We start from the raw sequence: 17,520 nt of genomic DNA, 5'->3' as shown, positions 1-17,520 counted from the left end.
TGTCGTTATCGTTCTTAGCTATACTGCAGTCTGTCCTTATACCAAACATCCGGAATCATCTTACGCTCCAGTTCCAACAATTCATGGATGATCTTGTCCGCGTCACTGATGGAACTCACGAGCGGGTCGGTGAGCATCGCCCTTCTCAGCTTCTCGTAACTCTGTTCCAGAACAGCCTCAACTGTGAGCTCATGCGTATCCAGTACAAGTTCTTGCATACCTCTAATTCCACGTGGCATCTCGCCTACATGGAGTGGCTTCACCCCATCCATATCTACATCGCACAGTAGCTCCAGGAACGAATCGGTATTCATATTGGTTACCGCACCTTGATTGAGCGTATTGATGAAGAATTTTTTGCCCAAGTTCCCCACCATATTCTCAATGATGTCAGTCGCATGATCCGGTCCGAAGGTGCTCATATAATCGGCAATCGGGATGTTCCCTGCAAGAAAGTCATCCACCTGACGCCACATTTCGTCATGACGCTCATATCTGTCCTCTGTCTCCCAGATCGATAATGGCGGAATGGCGTCCGCAGTTTTGCCAAGACCCTGCCAATACCGAACGTATTCCTTCGTATGCGCTGTGCAAGTGGGAATGATTCCAAAAATATCATACAGTTCATAGGTAATTGCATCGTTAAAAAGAGCTTTTGCACCGCGATCACCACCGTTATTCTCATCACCTGCCAGCTTGCGCATGGCTTCTGCAATTGTGGGCATCACATTTTTTCCTTCATACTCGGCTTTGAGCAGCCAAGTGAAATGATTGACACCAGCGATTCGAAAATCGAATCGCTGGTTGATCTCCTCAGTGAACTGGCTATTGTCTCCAATGATACCCGCTCTTACGGCGTAATAGGCTTTCTTATGCGGCATATGATGACTATCACACAGCGCAAACGATTTAAGCTTCGGAGCATATCGATGTAATGCGATGCCATGAACGGTAGACGGGTTAATATAATTGATCACCCAAGCATCCGGACACAACTCCTCAATGTCTTTGGCGCATTCCATAATAACCGGCAGTTCCCGCATCGCGCGAAAGATTCCGCCCGGGCCAATCGTATCGCCAGAACACATGCGAATCCCATACTTTAGAGAAACCTGGCAGTCGATGCCCCGATATTTCACCGATTTTTCCGCAAAGCTGAGCACAACGAAGTCGGCTCCGGGAAGCACCTGTCTTCGGTCCACTGAACCCTCAATCTTTAGGGATACGTTGTTCTCTTTGGCGACCATTTCCGCTAGTGTTACCATTTTAGAGAGCCGTTCCTCGTCCGTATCCACCAAAGCCAACGTTCCCTGATTCAAATATGGGGAGTGTACCATCTGCCAGATGGACTGCCGACCAAAAAACAGGCTGCCCGCCCCAATAACAACTACCTTTGGATGCTGTGTACTTGTAGCATTCATCAATAACCCCTCCTCGTAACGATATAAGTTCATTATAGGTGAGTGGGCTGGAATCGGAATGTGTGATAGTTTTCAATACATGTCATATCGTACGGTAGTTAACAAGAGATAATTCCTTTGATATGATATTGAAAAATAAAGGATGTCATAAAGTAGAGAGGAATGAGTTTGGTTAGATGCATGCAGGAACTATAAATATGAGTATAATCGACGAACTTTCGGAGTATATCACACTTCGCATGAGCTCTTATTTGGAACAAACGCACGACAGCAATTGGACGGAGCGCAAGTCTCATTCCGATTATGATCTGTGGTTCATTACAGCAGGCTCCGTGCAGATTACCATCGATGGAATCGAGCATATGGCGAACCCGGGTGACGTGGTGTTTTTTTATCCGGATATGCCCTACACTGCTTCCACTACCGGAGAGTTGTGCCGATTCGTATACATGCACTTTGATTTCAGCATCGCTGAGCAAAAGCGAATTCTCGGCGAGTTTCAACTCCCGGGCATCGTACCTGGCAATCTGATTCAAGAGGAATCAACGCTGTTCACCTCGTCCTATCAAAGATTCAAGCAGAGTAGCGGCGCTTCCGCCAGTCCACTTTACTTGAAAGCCTCTCTCCTTCTCGTCATCGCCAAAATTTTGGAATTACATGGGCAAGGGCTGTATCACGGTGAGTTTCTGAAAGACCGAAAACCGAGGAAAATTGAAGGAAGTCTGGAGGTTCTGCAAAATGTCTTCCCATACGTGGATGCGAATCTGCATCGTGCCATCCGAGTTAACGAACTTGCAGATATTGCCGGCGTCTCTGAGAAATATTTTATTTCTTTGTTCAAAAAAATTCTCGGTATAACACCTGGGCAGTATATCAATCAGATCAAAATGAACAGGGCCAGAGACTATCTGTATGAGAAAAAATATACGATCCAGCAAATTGCCGGATTTCTGGGTTATCCCGACCCCTTCACGTTCTCCAAAGCATTCAAAAAATTTTACAACGTACCTCCTTCCAAATTTGAATAACATGCTGCAGACAAACAAAGAGGCAACCGGTCGATCCGGCTGCCTAATAACTTGATGAATCCTTGGTTATTCAGGGTTTAGTTTACGTACAGGTCCCTTCAGCGTCCCTCATACTCAAACGGAGCTTCACTCGAATAAATGTCATGGAAAAATCCCTTATATGGTATATCCTCTTCCAGACATTTAATGAGATACAACAGTGCTTCGTCAGTTTCCGGTTCTTCGCCAGCACGCTGCATTTCCTCAAATTGACCTAGAATATTCTCCAAGAGAGTAACTTGAATAAATAAAGGCAGCTTCTCCAACATCGAATCTTCGATCTTGGTCTCGGAAGTATATCCAGCGAGGGCATTTTGAAAATAGTCATCCATGAACTGTCTGCGTTTATCCGCATCCGGCTCAAATTGAACCCAGCCGACTCCGTGTGTCCATAGATCGGCCAGATCATACATATACCAACCAAAGCATGAATTATCAAAATCATACACGGTGATCTGTCCGGTATCAAAATCGATCGAGTAATTTCCATCGTTATAATCAAAATGGATCATGCCGAATGTTTCCTGGTTTGTATCCAAACCTTGTAAGGTATTCAGGAGCTCAACCATCTTCTCTTTAAGCAAAGGGAATGACTTAGGTACCAAGTTATCGATATATTCACCGCTGTAATTGTCAATCAAATGATGCCGGCGATGGACGGGAGTGAACCCTTTCGATAGTTGATGTATTTTGCCCAGAATTTTGCCGCTATTATAATAGTATTCGGTAAGCGGAACCCCTTCACGATACTGATAATGGTTCTCTACCAGCAACTTTCCCTTGGCCTTCACAAACATACAGACAAAGAATGTATGCTCATCATAAGTGATCTCTTCTACCAGATGGCCCTTTTTCGAGTTGACCACATTCGAGACACTTGCACCGTGCTCAAACAGATACCGCACATACTCCAGTTCGGCAATGTAATCTTCCCGCTTTCTGTCAGGCAAAAAAGACACCCGTAGAATTAGCGATTCACGCCCCTCTCGCTCGCAAGTGTAAACAACATTCCGTCCACCCTCATGAGGCGGAATAAGCTGAATATTGTAACCCTCCAGATGAAACAGCTCGGGTACCAGCGCCAGTACATGCGTATTGCTAATGTTAACAGCTTCGTTAAAGTTAATTACGATCTCCTCCAGTAAACATTGTCGGGACAGTTTCCCGCATTGCAATGTCCACAAAAGGAATCCCTGTAACGCAAATATCCTTCTGTGAACCTAAAGCACAATCACCTTGTTAGACATTTGAAAACGCTCCTTTTTATTCAGATGGTTATATCTTAACCTTATTTTCCAGATTATTCTATTCCTTTTTCAACGCTGCAGCCTCGTAATAGTACCGAATCAAAATGTCCTGATCGTAGTTACCGAACCCTTTGCCAAACAACGTAAGTCCACCCCGCCCCGGGACCCCTTCTTCCGGCCTTAATCCAAACGTCCAGTAAGTGGAAGAATCCAGTTCCAGATCATGGATACGCACATCCGAGATGCGCTGGCTATCCATAAACGTCCCTTCTCCGTTAATGCGTAACACCTTCAGTACACCATACTGGTTGACGTCCAATTTCCACCATAGCGGAGTATGCTTGCCTTTCCGATCCCCAAAGTCCCCGGGGCTTGTCCATGTTCCCAAGTGATTGCCATTAAGTGAAAAGCGAATGTCGGAAGGCCAGTTTTCATTGACTTGAGGTGCTTCCGAACTTAGTTCGAGTGAAATTTCAATTTCCTGGAGATGCTGTTCTGTATTGAGATAATTGGGAATCTTATATTCCAGAAAACCTCGTGTCATCCAAAGGATTCCCGCGTTCACCCGATCCGGGTCCATGAAGCAGGCTGGTGTGTCATATTGTCCAATCATTTGCGTTGTTGTTGCAATGCCACAGGTGGGCCAAGCTTCGTAATCCGTATACTGACCAACCGGAATAGAGACTTCATGGTAAGGAGCATCTACTGGTTCAGGAGAAAGATTGATAGTCATAAATTCTTGCAGAATAAAGCAGTATTTATACGTTCCACCGTTCTCACGCTTCATGCGGCTGCCTACGATGCCCGCTTTCTGCAATTTGCTCACATGTGTACTAACGATGGCTTTGCTCAGATAGAGTTCTTTGGCAAGTGCATTGATATGCATTTCCCTGTTTTGCAATAATAAACGAACGATATTTAAACGGGCCTCGCTGGCGAGCGCCTCATATATGATCAAGGATGTGGCATCCGTGCCAAGCATCATGAACTTCACTTCCCTATCTCTATAGAATTCAATATATTATTGATTTAGGATTCGTTTTTTAGCGAACCCTTCGAAATAAACTTGCTCAATATAATAGCATTATGATACACATTAGATAACAAATCAATGAGTTGATTTTGCTTTTGTGCGAACTCAGCACGAAATAAATTTTCTTACACACCTAAAAATTAATTCTATGGAGGTTTTCTCATTGCTTACATCTAAAATGCTTATTGATAAAGATTTTCAGATTGCTGAAGTTGATCCACGTGTCTATGGTTCATTTATAGAACATCTGGGACGCGCCGTATATGGCGGTATTTATGATCCAGGTCATCCTACTGCGGATGCTCAAGGTTTCCGTCAGGATGCCATTGAAGCGATCAAAGCTCTGAACGTACCCATCGTTCGTTATCCGGGCGGCAATTTCGTATCCGGTTACAACTGGGAGGACGGCGTTGGTCCGGTAGCCGAGCGTAAACGCAGACTTGAACTGGCATGGTGGACGATTGAAACAAACGCGGTAGGAACAAACGAATTTGCAGATTGGGCCAAACTGGTTGGTACCGAAGTGATGATGGCTGTAAATCTGGGTACTCGCGGCATTGATGCGGCCAGAAACCTGATCGAATACTGCAACCACCCATCTGGCACATACTGGAGTGATCTGCGTATCTCTCACGGTTACAAGGACCCGCATAAATTCAAAACGTGGTGTCTAGGCAACGAAATGGACGGCCCTTGGCAGATTGGTGCAATGACTGCATATGAATATGGCCGTATTGCTAATGAGACCGCTAAAGCGATGAAATGGGTAGACCCTGAGATCGAGCTTGTGGCCTGCGGCAGTTCCAGCCGTGACATGAGTACATTTGCAGATTGGGAAGCAACCGTGCTGGATCTCACCTATGAAAATGTGGACTACTTGTCCCTGCATCAGTATTACAACAATAACAAAGACAACACGTATGACTTCCTGGCGACATCGCTGGATCTGGATCAATTTATTGATAGTGTGGCTTCGATCTGTGATTTTGTACAAGCCAAAAAACGCAGCAAGAAAAAATTGATGCTGTCTCTGGATGAATGGAATGTCTGGAAATCCATTGGCACAAGCCGTATGGAAGAACGGTGGCAGATTGCTCCTCCTGAATTTGAAGATGTATACACACATGAAGATGCACTAGCCGTGGGCTGTTACCTGATTACCATACTCAAGCACGCCGATCGTGTAAAAATGGCTTGTCTTGCTCAGTTGATTAACACCATTGCACCAATCATGACAGAAAATAACGGAGCGATCTGGTTCCAGACGACGTATTTCCCGTTCATGCATGCATCCAACTTCGGTCGTGGTACGGTGTTGCGATCCATCACAACTTCACCTAAATATGATTCCAAAGACTTTACAGATGTGCCTTATCTCGAAGCGATCAGTGTGCATGATGAAGAGAACGGCACGATCACAATCTTTGCGGTGAACAGACATCTGGATGAGCAGTTGGAACTTAACGTAGACCTGCGTTCCTTCGGAGAAACCACATTTGTGGAACATATCGTACTAGAGAATAACGATCTGAAAGCAACCAATACGAAAGAAAACCCACGCAATGTCCTTCCGCACAACGGCGGGCACACAACCGTGGATCAAGGTAAAGTGCAAGCTGTACTGAACAAAGCGTCGTGGAACGTCATTCGCCTCAAAACCAAACAGGCATAATAAATAATAAGAGCGGGATAGAATTTTCTCCTACTCTGCAACATCAGCATTGTTTTTCGCACCGCGTGCAGCTTCCAGCGCGCGGTGCTTTTTGCTGTATGAGGGTAGTCCGCCGAACTACACAGTTCCAAAGTTAGATGTTAGACGCGTATTTGAAACCTCATTTTTTATTCCTCGTAACGAACGAATTTAACGAATACAGGGAGTCTTATTTAACCCGATTCGGGCGGATTTTAATTCTAACGAACACAGGAGAAGTTATGTTGCAGAATCAGCCCCTTTTCAACACTATATCTTACATTATGCAGCGAATAGGGTTTGTCATATTCGTTAGAATTTTAATGGCTTGATATTGACCCGAATAAGGTTTCTGAGGTTCGTTAGCGCTGAGCAAGCATGCTATATTGAGCTGGTTCAAACTTCTTATACAGCATAAGAAATAAGCCACCCTCCGTTTGCCGTACGGAGAGCAGCTTGCAGTGAAGCATCTAGCGAAGAAGCTGAAACAGAACAGAGAAGAAGATAAGGAACAGATCAGATCAGAAAAAGATCAAATCACCCAACATACTAGCAATGCTTCCTTCCCAAATGCAACGAAGGTTGTGTTCTATTTCACGATTTTCATTTCAAGTATTATCCTTGTTGTGCTTCCTCTTCACCTTCGGCTTCTGCCGCAGCTTGGCTTGCTGGAGTCATCAGCCCTTGAACTGCCCCCATAAATGGCTGAATCTGCTTAATCATGCCATACCCCATTTTGACCACAGGTGTAAACCGCTGGATCATGCCAAACAACCGCATACCACCGCCTAACATACCTCCAATCGAGCCTGCACCGCCAAAGCCACCTAACAATGAGCCTAGCATAGGCATGAAAGATGATACCTGGGCTTGCCTAGACGTTGAGCGAGACATCGACCGGGATCGTACTTGCGACTTACGTGTGCTGTTCACCCGTTTACGGTTTCGAGCGGATGCTGTTTTTCTTGTAGCCCCTGCTTTAGGTTTGGTTTTGCGAGCACTGCCTTCAGATGAAGGTGCTGTGATTGCGGCCTGAGTAAGCTTTCCGCCCCCGGTAAGCACTACGCCTTCGCTGTTAACGCCAGAGATGTACCCGACGTACGTCTCGCCATTATGAAGAGTCACGCAGACTGGGCGATCCTTGAGCCGTTTCACCCGGACGTGTATTTCATTGGTTTTAGCCATGGAATTCACCTCCACTTGACTTGATCTACTTCAGTCTACGCAATGGGTGGACGACTTGCCTGTGCGAATAACACATCCGTGTTGCCTGCGGATATTTAAAATCCCACCGGATCGAGGCTCATATCAATATTGATAATAATCCTTCGGTAAAAATGTGCTAATTCGATTTCTTGTTTTTCCTGTCTCAGATATGCTCGATATACATCTCATTCAAGATATGACCCATACGATATGTGTGCTCTGCCAATTCAGATTTCACATATGATTCAATATCAGTCTTTTCGATATTGTACAAGATCTCCATTTCTTTAGAAAAAAGAAGGTGTCCCTCATTGAGTTTCTGTTCCAACGAGGTTATCTGTTTGGGTTTAAGATCACCACCAAGCACCTGCTGAAGTGCTTGCACATATGTTTCAAGAGAACGGGCTCCGACAATTTTCATACCCTGGTTCTCTTCATTCACAATGATAATTGATGGGAAACCTCTAACGCCCAAACTAGCGACACTCTCAAAGTCTTCCTCTAATAACTCTTGTGCAGATTGCTCTGCAGCCGCCTCAACCACTTCTTTTCCATTCAAGCCCAGTTGATTGACGATATCCGTCAGCACATCATCTTCTCCAATATTTCGATTAAATACAAACACGGCTTCACGCACACGTCTTAAGAAGTCCTGCTCTTTACCAGGGTGTGTACTCTGAATGACCTTAAATACGCGAGATGGCGGATAGGAAGAAAGTATTGGATTATCGTGCCATAAGGAACCGTCGATGGGCATACGTGAATGTTCACCCACTTCCTTCCAATGCTCTGCAACATCTGAAGGTTTCTGAATCCCGTTAGCGCCATCCGAGAAACCATTCCAGTTAGCCAGTAGCCCACCCATTTTAATTTGCAGCGTAAAATAATGACCGTATTCCTCAATAAACCGATGAAGCACAGGCTCAAGCGCCCAGCAGTGAGAGCAGATCGGATCTGTTGCGTAATAAAGAGTTATCCTTTTCTCAACGTGATTCAGATTGATTTCTTGCATCGCCTCTTCTTCGCTCACACCACATACGCCTGTTTCCAGATCACACATCATAGATTCGTTACTCACGTGTATCCCGCCTTTATATTGTCTTATGAATTGATTTTCTTGTGTTAGTTTGATTATAATGTCTACAATCTTCTGAACAAGTACGATTCTTTTTCTGACTTAGTATCAAAAAGTATACTATTGGAGGGTATCAAGTGAAATACGAGTTTAATTTCGATCAGTTATGTCCAGCGACTTATGCATTTCAGGTCATTGGAGGCAAGTGGAATCTTCCGATCCTGGCAATCCTCAGTGAAAATGACTGTATACGTTACAATGAATTAAAAAGAAGACTGCCTGGCATTACCGGAACGATGTTAACTAATTGTTTGAAGGATTTGATTCATTCCGGCATCGTGCATCGGGAGCAATATAACGAGGTGCCACCGAGAGTGGAGTATTCGCTCACAGCATCGGGTAAGGAATTAGTTCCCTTAATTGAATCCATGGTAATGTGGGGCCAGAAAAATATGACAGCAGGTGTGAAGGAACAAGAAATATAACACCTGGCCTAATGTAACCCCTTAGCCTAGATGTTCATTTCTAATCGCTCTGTACACTTTGTTCAACAACAAAAAAGGCTATTACACTGGACCATCATGTCCTTTGAAATAGCCTTTCCTTTATAAATACAAGACGGCCGCTTGTTTACGACGTGTGTACATCTAACTATTCAGGTCGTCATCTTCCTCATTTCCTAAATACATAACCGTTTTTTCTCCCTCAACCAATCTAATGATCTGCTTTCGTAATTTTGAAGGAAATAAAGGTAGTTCGTTTATATTTTTAATTTCGAGCCATTCATATTCCACTTGGTTTTCGTCACTTGGCAGAATAGAACTATCTTGGTCCACCAAACCTATGTACTCGCATAAAAAAACAAAATCTACACGATGAAGAGCTTCACCGTATACCCCTTCAATGACAAATTCCAGTGATAACGGTTCTACATCGATTCCGATTTCTTCCGCAACTTCACGCTTCACAGCATCCGTCAGCGTTTCGCCTGCATTCTGGCTCCCACCAGGCAGAATGTAGATGACTTCATCATTATCATCCTGCTTCATTGCAAGCATTCTCCCGTCTTTAATGATCAATGCTTTTGCAGAATTTCTAATCTTTCTCTCCATTGCTAATCCCCCATATATATCTGTATCATGTTGTTGAAGGTTGATTCCATTTAACCTCACGATCTCCATGAAGAATATTTTAACACATACATCTAAACAAATTCTGAACAATCAAATCAACTCACTCTTGGCGACCTCCATGAAAGCAGCCATAGACGGAGAGATCCATTTTTCCCGATGCCAGAGCATTTGCGCTGAAAAGGATACATCTGATAAATCCCACGGCAGAGCAACCACTTCCCCATCGCTCAACTCTTTCTTCAAAGCCATTTCAGGTAATAAAGCGATCCCTAGACCAGCCACAACACATTGTTTAATGGCTTCTACACTATGAAACTCCAGCTCTGTCAGAGCATCTGCACCTTTCTTCGTTATGGATTGGTCAAAATAAGTGCGATACGAACAGTTCTTTTCGGTCAGCAAAAAATGCTGTTTGTGGAAGTCATCAAGAACTAACGCGGAACGCGATGCTAACATATGATCGGGAGAAACCACCATTTGAAAGGTCTCATCCTTTAAAAACTCTGACTGAAGGTCTTTGGAATTCATAGGCTCATCCAATACAAAAACGACATCGGCATGCCCTTCTCTCAGACTCGATTTAAGCTCTTGCCCAGACAGGGGGCGGAACAATAACCGCACACCAGGATAGTCCGCTCGGAAGCGTTTGAACAAGGCTGGAAGAAGATATGCACACAGCACTTCGTCTGCTCCGATCACAACCGTTCCCGCCAATTCTCCGTGCTGACTGGATATGCACTTCGCTTCCTCTACATCGTTTAATATCTTAGTGGCGTAAGGCAGAAACTGTTGGCCAGCATCCGTTAACACAACCTTTTTGCCTAATCGATCCAGCAATTTCACCCCAAGCTCTTCTTCCAGCGATTTGATTTGCATAGTTATGGTAGACGGTACATAGCTCAATAATTCAGCGGTTTGACTAAAGCTGCAGGTCGATGCAAGTGTCCAAAAGGTTTTTAGCTGGCGTATTTCCATGAGTCAGGCACTTCCTAAGTTCAAAATAAATGAATGATATGTTCGATAACGTTTCGTTGAATTGATAATAGACGTATTGTAGAGTGAAATCAAGTTATTACTATTTTATAAGGAGAATCAATCTATGAACGATTATGAAACATATAACCTTGGAGATACATTACTTCAATCGGGACAGCAGCTCCCTCAAGCCTTCATCGCTTACAAGACCTATGGAAACTTAAACGCGGCAAAGGACAATGTTATTGTTGTCCCAACATGGTTTGCTGGAATTCACACAGATAATGAATGGTTAATTGGAACGGACAAAGCACTGGACCCCAGTCGTTATTTTATCGTTGTGCCCAATATGTTAGGTAACGGGTTATCGTCTTCTCCAAGTAATACCCCTGCCCCATATGATAAGAACAACTTCCCTATCATCTCCATGTACGACAATGTGCATGCCCAACATCAACTCATCACTCAAAAATTCGGTATCTCCAAAATCAAACTTGTTGTGGGCTGGTCTCTAGGAGCCATGCAGGTTTATCAATGGGGAACTAGTTATCCTGAGATGGTCGAGCGTATTGCCCCCTTTGGCGGAACGGCAAAGAGCAGACCCCATACACAGTTGGTATTCGAAGCAATGATCGCGGCGTTACAGGCAGATTCAAATTATGAAAATGGTAGATATGAACGCCCTCCGGTTGCCGGTCTCGCAGCGATGGGAAGAGCTTATGCTCCATGGGGGTTCTCTCAGACGTATTATTTGGAGAAATTGTATCAATCTGAGGGTTACGACTCCTTGAAATCTTATGTAGAAGATTACTGGGATCAGGTATTTCTTCCCTTCGATGCTAACGACTTGATTACCATGTTGCGTACAGGAATCTATGGAGACATTAGCGATAATCCCGTAGATGACGGCAACTTCGAACAAGCGTTAAGCAAGATCACTTCTCCAGCACTCGTTATGCCAGGATCAAGTGACTTGTTTTTCACGCCAGAAGATAGTGCGTATGATGCTAAGCATATGCCAAACGCGCTGTATCAACCTATAGAGTCCAAGTGGGGGCACTGCTTTGGGATCGGAGCAAACGAAGAGGATTCAATCGTTATCGATCGTCATCTAAAGCAATTTTTGGAGACATGAGTAAAAAAAGAAGGAGTACAAAGTAAAAAAAGTGCACAAAGCTCATTTATCTTTTCTCCGCTACGACTCAAAAGTAAAAAAAGATACCGGTTCTCGTCAATAACCTTTATATCCCGTTCCCCCCTTTCTCGTTTAGAATATTTTCAAGTAAGCGTTATTGAAATATGACTGATAAGGGGGAAAAGAAATGAACAAGAAAACGAAAGCCTTAGTCTTGTCTGTGTGCATGTCAACCTTATTACTCGCAGCCTGTAGCAATGGAAGCGGTGCTGATAAAGGTTCAACAACGGACACGGATTCCAACGAGGCTGGAACGACAACCATTCATACCGTAACATCAGAATACTCTTCTGCAAAATATCCAAAGGGCGACGATATCACCAACAATGTATGGATTAAGCGATACAAAGAGAAGTTTAATATCAACGTCAAAACAGACTGGGTTAGCGATGAGTACGATACAAAACTCAATTTGGCTATCGCATCGAACGATCTTCCTGACGTATTCAGAGTTAATCCATCACAACTGAGACAGTTAGTCGAAGCAGATATGGTCATGGACCTTACCGAGGTATTTGATCAACACGCTTCAGATCGCCTCAAAGGTTACATGGAAGCAGATGCGGACAGTTACGAGTCTGGAAAGAAGGACGGTAAGCTGTACGGGATACCACAGATGCACTGGGGATTAATTGAACAACCAGACTTCATCTGGATCCGGAACGACTGGAAAGAAGAATTGGGAGTCCAAGATCCGAAATCTGTGGAAGACATCAAAAATATCGCACTAAAATTCATGGAAAAGCACGGTGGTTATGGTATAGCGGTAGACCAATCGTTGGATTACCTCAACTTGCTCGCCATTGCATGGAATGCGCATCCGGATATGTGGATGGAGGATAGCAATGGAAAACTCGTGTACGGCTCCGTGCAGCCTGAGATGAAAAATGCGCTGGCTGAGTGGTCAGAATGGTACAAGCGAGGCATCATTGATCCGGAATTTGCAATCAAAGACTTTAATGCGATGAACGCGGACATTGTAGCCGGCAAAGTGGGCATGCAGCCTTATTACCAGTGGTGGGGTTATAATCCGGGTGTCGATACGGTATCTAATCTGGGTAAGGACGCCATCTTCTACCCTTATATCATCCCTACCGTTGATGGGAAAGAAGCCAAACAATCCATTTTCTTCGCCAACAACAATTATATCGTTATGAAAAAGGGATTTAAGAGCCCTGAAGAAGTGATCAAAATTTTGAACGACTATGCTTATATTGTGGATGAAGGCAATGGTAAGGAATCCACAGAAACGTTATCCGCCTTGCTGGACAACGATATTGCCCATGTTGTTGGAGCGTTCCGTGTACTTAATCCGAATTCCGATTACGAGCAATTTGAGGCGGTCTCCGCTGCCCTTCAATCCAAGGATACCAGTGGGCTCACGACGTCGGGTATGTGGCAAAAATATAACAACAGTGTGGAATTCATGGAGAATGCAACCCCAGGAGCAGTTGGTGATTATTTGCAACAAGGGGCTCCAAAGAATGCGTATGGTCTTGCCAAGAAAGTACTGGACAGCGAGAACTATACAAAGACGGCCTTATGGGGTGTTACGCCAGAAATACTTTCAAGCTACGGCACAACCTTGGATGATATCCTGACCGAAGGTTTCACCAAGATCATTATGGGTAGTGAAAGTATCGATTATTTCGATGTTATTGTCCAGAATTGGCGTGCAGCCGGGGGCGATAACGCAACTCAGGCAGTTAATGAAGCCTATGGGAAGAAATAAACTCGTTTGTCACATAGAGGGGATGAGGGTCATCTCTCCCCTTTATTTGATAGCGATTACATTTGGCGCACAAGGAACGGAGGAATATGAATGTTGAGAAAATGGAAGCAGCAGAGTCCTTACCATCTCATGTTGATTCCAAGCCTGGTCTTGGTCTTCATCTTTTGTTACATCCCTTTCTATGGACTTATTATTGCGTTTCAGAAGTACAATCCGGGCCTCGGCTTCAACTCGCCATGGGTAGGATGGGATAATTTTAACCACATATTTAATCAGCCGAACTTCGTAAGAACGATCTGGAATACACTGTACATGTCTGTCTTCAAGATTATCGGTGGTATAATCGTGCCCGTAATTTTTGCATTACTGCTTAACGAGGTACTGCACAGTGGAATCAAACGTACATTTCAAACCCTTGTCTACATTCCGAACTTCCTCTCTTGGGTCATTATGGCCGGCATCATGCTGGATATCCTTAGCTCCGACGGCATCATCAATACATTTCTAAGTGTATTTGGTATTGCACCGATCTCCTTTCTTGGCACACCCTCTATTTTTCCTTGGACGATGATTGTAAGTGACATATGGAAAGGCTTTGGGTTTGGCACGGTTGTTTATTTGGCAGCCCTGACCAGTATTGATCCCGGACTTTACGAAGCCGCGGTGATCGACGGAGCCAAACGCTGGAAGCAGACCATCTACATTACATTGCCTCTCCTCATGCCAACCATTGTTTTAATGACCGTACTTTCACTTGGAAACGTACTCAATGCTGGCTTTGACCAGATCTATAATCTCTACTCCCCTGTTGTCTATCAGACCGGTGATATTATTGATACCTATGTCTACCGTCTGGGAATTCAGCAGGCACAGTATTCAATTGGTACCGCTGTCGGGTTATTCAAATCGATCATTTCCAGTGTTCTGGTTGCCGTATCGTATATCTTGGCTTACAGAGTGGCTGGTTATCGTATCTTCTAAAAAGGAGGAACTCACATTATGATCTATGATAAAAGTATGAGCAGGCGTGTATTTCTTATCATAAACTACACCATATTGCTTCTAATCTCTCTCCTATGTATCCTGCCGTTTATCAACCTCCTGGCTGTTTCATTCAGCAGCAGCGCGGCTGTATCTGCGGGGAGTGTTACGTTCTGGCCTGTGGAATTTACGACAAAAGCCTATGAATTTGCATTAACTGGAGGATCATTTTTCTCCTCTCTCTGGGTAGCCATTCAACGAACCGTTATCGGAACGGTGGTGAATCTGGTTCTGATCGTACTCACGGCTTATCCCCTCTCCAAATCAAAACAAAAATTGATGGGGCGTAATATCTATATGGGATTTTTCATAATAACCATGTTATTCAGCGGAGGTCTAATTCCAACCTATCTCGTGGTCGTCAAAATGGGACTGATCGATTCCATATGGTCTCTGATCCTGCCTGGGGCCCTCCCCGTATTCAGTATGATTATCCTCATGAATTTCATTCGGGGGCTGCCCGAGGAGATTGAAGAATCAGCCATTATCGATGGTGCTGGGCCTGTACAGGTATTGCTTCGTATTCTACTCCCACTTCTCAAGCCCGCTCTCGCTACGGTTGGTTTGTTCAGTATCGTTGCCCACTGGAATTCGTGGTTCGATGGCATTATCTATATGAACAATCCAGACAATTATCCATTACAAAGTTACCTCCAGACCCTCCTGCAAAGTTTTGAGCAAATCATGCTGAAATCTGGGTCAGATTATACGCAGCTGTTGTCCATGATGAACGCCAGAACGGGGCGCGCCGCTCAGATGTTCCTGGGTGCCATTCCGATTTTACTCGTGTATCCGTTTTTACAGAAATATTTCACCAAAGGTTTGGTGCTAGGTAGCGTCAAAGGGTGAACAAAAGGGCTTGCAGTCCATACTGCGAGCCCTTTGTTTATATCTAAACTTATTTTTATGATCGCTGTATCGCATTATGAGATACGTAAATGAAAGCATGTATGACTATTTGGCTTCTATGATGGCAGGCAGCAGAATGGAGAAAATGGTACCTTCACCTATTTTACTCTCCACCTGTATTCCATAGGGTTTCCCAAAATGAAGTTGAATCCGCCGCTGCACATTATGCAATCCAATCCCATTCGTTCCCGTACCTGCACCGGACTTCTCTTCCATTAAATTCTGCATCGTATGATGATCCATACCGACGCCATTATCGCAGACTTGGATTACAACTTTATTCAGCTGTGATTGAATCCGAATGGTAATGATTCCGTCTTCTTCGAGTTCAGCGAGTCCATGAAATATCGCATTCTCCACAATGGGCTGTAGAATCATTTTGGGCATGCGATAATCCAGCAGTCTATCCTCAATCTCATACCTCATCTGAATACAATCATAGTACCTGACATTCTGGATCGTTACGTAATTCGTTATATTATCGAGTTCCTCACGAATGGTTACGAGGGTTCCATCGGATTTTGTTGCATAGCGGAGCATCGAGATTAGTGCATCGGTCATTTCCACGATTTTATCAGCCTGCTGCATCGAGGCAATCCATTTCACCGACCCAAGGGTGTTATACAGAAAATGAGGCTTGATCTGGTCATGGAGCGCACGCATCTCGGCCTTGGCTTTCTCTATTTCTTCCTGCTGCATCCGCTCGACCATTCGCTTCAATTCGTGTGACATTCTGTTGAATCGAATGGATAAATGTCCAATCTCATCTCTGGAGCCAATAGGTTCAACTTGTTCAAACTGACCTTTCTCGACTAGAGCGATATTCCGTAGCAGTTTTTTAATGGGAGTTGTGATCACATGAGATAAAAAGATGGATATTACGGCAGCAAAAAGTACAATGACGATGGCAAGCGTCACCAGATTACGGCCCAATATTTTGCCATCAGCAGTCAGCTCATCCAAAGGCATATATAAGTACGTTGTCCATTTTTGCTGACTAAGGGGACTGGTCACCACGACATTTAGTGATTCAGGTGGACGAACGTTGTCCCGGAACAGTGTCCCGATTAATCGTTCGTTCACGTTGTATACGATTTTGTCATCCTCATCAACGATCATGAATCTGGAGCGCAGCCCTTCCTGCAAGTTTCGATTGACGATTTCAATGAATTTGATATCAATGCTGACAACGATCACGCCAAGCAGTTTTCCACTAGTCACATCATGAATTTTACGAGCGTGTGACACTGCCAGTATTTTATTCTCCAATTGCTCGTCAATTCGTGTAGTGAGTGTAATGGTTCGATCCTTATCATGCATGAACTTTTTAAACCACAATTCGTTTGCTACTTTGAAGTTTGGATCAATGGGTTGATGTGGACTGACAAAAAGGTCTTGACCCCCGTTCATATTGTAGAGGTAAATGGAGAATACGCGATCTTTCATCATGATATAATTCATCAGAATATTGTATGCGGCAATCTCATGTTGTTCATCACCCTCTCGCAGGAAATCCTGGATCGGAAAACTCCCTTCATGAGTCGCAGACAGATTGTCACTAAGCCCATTGCTGGCTAGCAGCGAAATTTTCTCAATCTCCTTGAGGAACTCGTCAATGCGAATATTCGTTTGTTTGGCCAGATCGTTTAGCAACGTTGTATAGTTCTGTGCCAACAACCGCTCTGAGGAGTAATACGAATTGATTGTCATCACCAATACCGGAAGGATAATGACCGTCATACAGATCACCATAATTTTGTACTTGATTCGGAAGGGCCGAACATGCTTCATATGCT

Annotated in this window: 15 protein-coding genes; 7 read left to right on the top strand and 8 right to left on the bottom strand. The window is 44.2% G+C overall.

Features of this window, described 5'->3' with window-relative positions; genetic code table 11:
- Positions 1-14 precede the first annotated feature (14 nt).
- Entirely contained in the window at positions 15-1,421 is a 1,407-nt protein-coding gene (locus V6669_RS15415; RefSeq protein WP_338586746.1) for a glycoside hydrolase family 4, read from the bottom strand.
- 197 nt (positions 1,422-1,618) lie between these two features.
- Here V6669_RS15415 and V6669_RS15410 point away from each other — a divergent pair, with 197 nt between their 5' ends.
- Positions 1,619-2,449 (top strand): AraC family transcriptional regulator, encoded by an 831-nt coding sequence (locus V6669_RS15410; protein ID WP_338586745.1) that lies wholly within the window; start codon positions 1,619-1,621, stop codon positions 2,447-2,449.
- A gap of 98 nt (positions 2,450-2,547) precedes the next feature.
- Here the strand turns inward: V6669_RS15410 and V6669_RS15405 are convergent, their stop codons facing one another.
- Positions 2,548-3,672 (bottom strand): phosphotransferase, encoded by a 1,125-nt coding sequence (locus V6669_RS15405; RefSeq protein ID WP_338586744.1) that lies wholly within the window; start codon positions 3,670-3,672, stop codon positions 2,548-2,550.
- Positions 3,673-3,793: 121 nt separating this feature from the next.
- Positions 3,794-4,720, bottom strand: a complete 927-nt coding sequence (locus V6669_RS15400) for an ArsR family transcriptional regulator (RefSeq protein WP_338586743.1) — start codon at positions 4,718-4,720, stop codon at positions 3,794-3,796.
- 226 nt (positions 4,721-4,946) lie between these two features.
- Here V6669_RS15400 and V6669_RS15395 point away from each other — a divergent pair, with 226 nt between their 5' ends.
- Entirely contained in the window at positions 4,947-6,440 is a 1,494-nt protein-coding gene (locus tag V6669_RS15395; protein ID WP_338594959.1) for an alpha-N-arabinofuranosidase, read from the top strand.
- Positions 6,441-7,073: 633 nt separating this feature from the next.
- Here the strand turns inward: V6669_RS15395 and V6669_RS15390 are convergent.
- Both V6669_RS15390 and V6669_RS15385 read right to left on the bottom strand, forming a co-directional pair.
- A complete protein-coding gene (locus V6669_RS15390; protein ID WP_338586742.1) occupies positions 7,074-7,643 on the bottom strand; it encodes a hypothetical protein in 570 nt (189 codons plus the stop codon).
- A 184-nt stretch (positions 7,644-7,827) separates the two neighbouring features.
- The gene (locus V6669_RS15385; protein WP_338586741.1) at positions 7,828-8,742 is read right to left on the bottom strand and encodes a DsbA family protein; all 915 of its coding nucleotides are present in this window, start codon (positions 8,740-8,742) and stop codon (positions 7,828-7,830) included.
- Between the two features lie 134 nt (positions 8,743-8,876).
- On the opposite strand from V6669_RS15385, the gene V6669_RS15380 reads away from it, so the two are divergent.
- Positions 8,877-9,224 (top strand): helix-turn-helix domain-containing protein, encoded by a 348-nt coding sequence (locus tag V6669_RS15380; RefSeq protein WP_338586740.1) that lies wholly within the window; start codon positions 8,877-8,879, stop codon positions 9,222-9,224.
- A 162-nt stretch (positions 9,225-9,386) separates the two neighbouring features.
- Here V6669_RS15380 and V6669_RS15375 read toward each other — a convergent pair whose 3' ends face one another.
- Both V6669_RS15375 and V6669_RS15370 read right to left on the bottom strand, forming a co-directional pair.
- On the bottom strand, positions 9,387-9,851 hold the full coding sequence (locus V6669_RS15375) for an NUDIX domain-containing protein (RefSeq protein WP_338586739.1): 465 nt from the start codon (positions 9,849-9,851) through the stop codon (positions 9,387-9,389).
- 111 nt (positions 9,852-9,962) lie between these two features.
- The gene (locus V6669_RS15370; RefSeq protein ID WP_338586738.1) at positions 9,963-10,847 is read right to left on the bottom strand and encodes a LysR family transcriptional regulator; all 885 of its coding nucleotides are present in this window, start codon (positions 10,845-10,847) and stop codon (positions 9,963-9,965) included.
- A gap of 124 nt (positions 10,848-10,971) precedes the next feature.
- Between V6669_RS15370 and V6669_RS15365 the strand changes: the two genes are divergently transcribed.
- The 4 genes from V6669_RS15365 (at position 10,972) to V6669_RS15350 (ending at position 15,664) form a co-directional block, all read left to right on the top strand.
- Positions 10,972-11,982, top strand: coding sequence for an alpha/beta fold hydrolase (locus V6669_RS15365; RefSeq protein WP_338586737.1), 1,011 nt, complete (start codon positions 10,972-10,974; stop codon positions 11,980-11,982).
- 187 nt (positions 11,983-12,169) lie between these two features.
- On the top strand, positions 12,170-13,774 hold the full coding sequence (locus V6669_RS15360) for a hypothetical protein (protein ID WP_338586736.1): 1,605 nt from the start codon (positions 12,170-12,172) through the stop codon (positions 13,772-13,774).
- Positions 13,775-13,864: 90 nt separating this feature from the next.
- Positions 13,865-14,755 carry an ABC transporter permease subunit gene (locus V6669_RS15355; RefSeq protein ID WP_338586735.1) on the top strand — a complete coding sequence of 297 codons (891 nt, stop codon included), beginning with the start codon at positions 13,865-13,867 and terminating at the stop codon, positions 14,753-14,755.
- Between the two features lie 18 nt (positions 14,756-14,773).
- Positions 14,774-15,664: a carbohydrate ABC transporter permease gene (locus tag V6669_RS15350; protein ID WP_100526293.1), complete on the top strand. Its 891-nt coding sequence runs from the start codon at positions 14,774-14,776 to the stop codon at positions 15,662-15,664.
- A 105-nt stretch (positions 15,665-15,769) separates the two neighbouring features.
- Here V6669_RS15350 and V6669_RS15345 read toward each other — a convergent pair whose 3' ends face one another.
- Entirely contained in the window at positions 15,770-17,515 is a 1,746-nt protein-coding gene (locus V6669_RS15345) for a sensor histidine kinase (RefSeq protein ID WP_338594796.1), read from the bottom strand.
- Positions 17,516-17,520 lie beyond the last annotated feature (5 nt).

Source organism: Paenibacillus sp. Y5S-9, from assembly GCF_036894235.1.
Classification (GTDB): domain Bacteria; phylum Bacillota; class Bacilli; order Paenibacillales; family Paenibacillaceae; genus Paenibacillus.
The sequence above is the reverse complement of the archived record's forward strand: the minus strand, read 5'-3'. Positions and strand labels throughout refer to the sequence as shown.

What these genes read in the sequence shown, in the direction of transcription:
- V6669_RS15415 (WP_338586746.1), bottom strand. Translation starts at nt 1,421, where the DNA reads ATGAATGCTACAAGTACACAGCATCCAAAGGTAGTTGTTATTGGGGCG.
- V6669_RS15410 (WP_338586745.1), top strand. Translation starts at nt 1,619, where the DNA reads ATGAGTATAATCGACGAACTTTCGGAGTATATCACACTTCGCATGAGC.
- V6669_RS15400 (WP_338586743.1), bottom strand. Translation starts at nt 4,720, where the DNA reads ATGATGCTTGGCACGGATGCCACATCCTTGATCATATATGAGGCGCTC.
- V6669_RS15395 (WP_338594959.1), top strand. Translation starts at nt 4,947, where the DNA reads ATGCTTATTGATAAAGATTTTCAGATTGCTGAAGTTGATCCACGTGTC.
- V6669_RS15390 (WP_338586742.1), bottom strand. Translation starts at nt 7,643, where the DNA reads ATGGCTAAAACCAATGAAATACACGTCCGGGTGAAACGGCTCAAGGAT.
- V6669_RS15375 (WP_338586739.1), bottom strand. Translation starts at nt 9,851, where the DNA reads ATGGAGAGAAAGATTAGAAATTCTGCAAAAGCATTGATCATTAAAGAC.
- V6669_RS15370 (WP_338586738.1), bottom strand. Translation starts at nt 10,847, where the DNA reads ATGGAAATACGCCAGCTAAAAACCTTTTGGACACTTGCATCGACCTGC.
- V6669_RS15365 (WP_338586737.1), top strand. Translation starts at nt 10,972, where the DNA reads ATGAACGATTATGAAACATATAACCTTGGAGATACATTACTTCAATCG.
- V6669_RS15360 (WP_338586736.1), top strand. Translation starts at nt 12,170, where the DNA reads ATGAACAAGAAAACGAAAGCCTTAGTCTTGTCTGTGTGCATGTCAACC.
- V6669_RS15355 (WP_338586735.1), top strand. Translation starts at nt 13,865, where the DNA reads ATGTTGAGAAAATGGAAGCAGCAGAGTCCTTACCATCTCATGTTGATT.
- V6669_RS15350 (WP_100526293.1), top strand. Translation starts at nt 14,774, where the DNA reads ATGATCTATGATAAAAGTATGAGCAGGCGTGTATTTCTTATCATAAAC.
- V6669_RS15345 (WP_338594796.1), bottom strand. Translation starts at nt 17,515, where the DNA reads ATGAAGCATGTTCGGCCCTTCCGAATCAAGTACAAAATTATGGTGATC.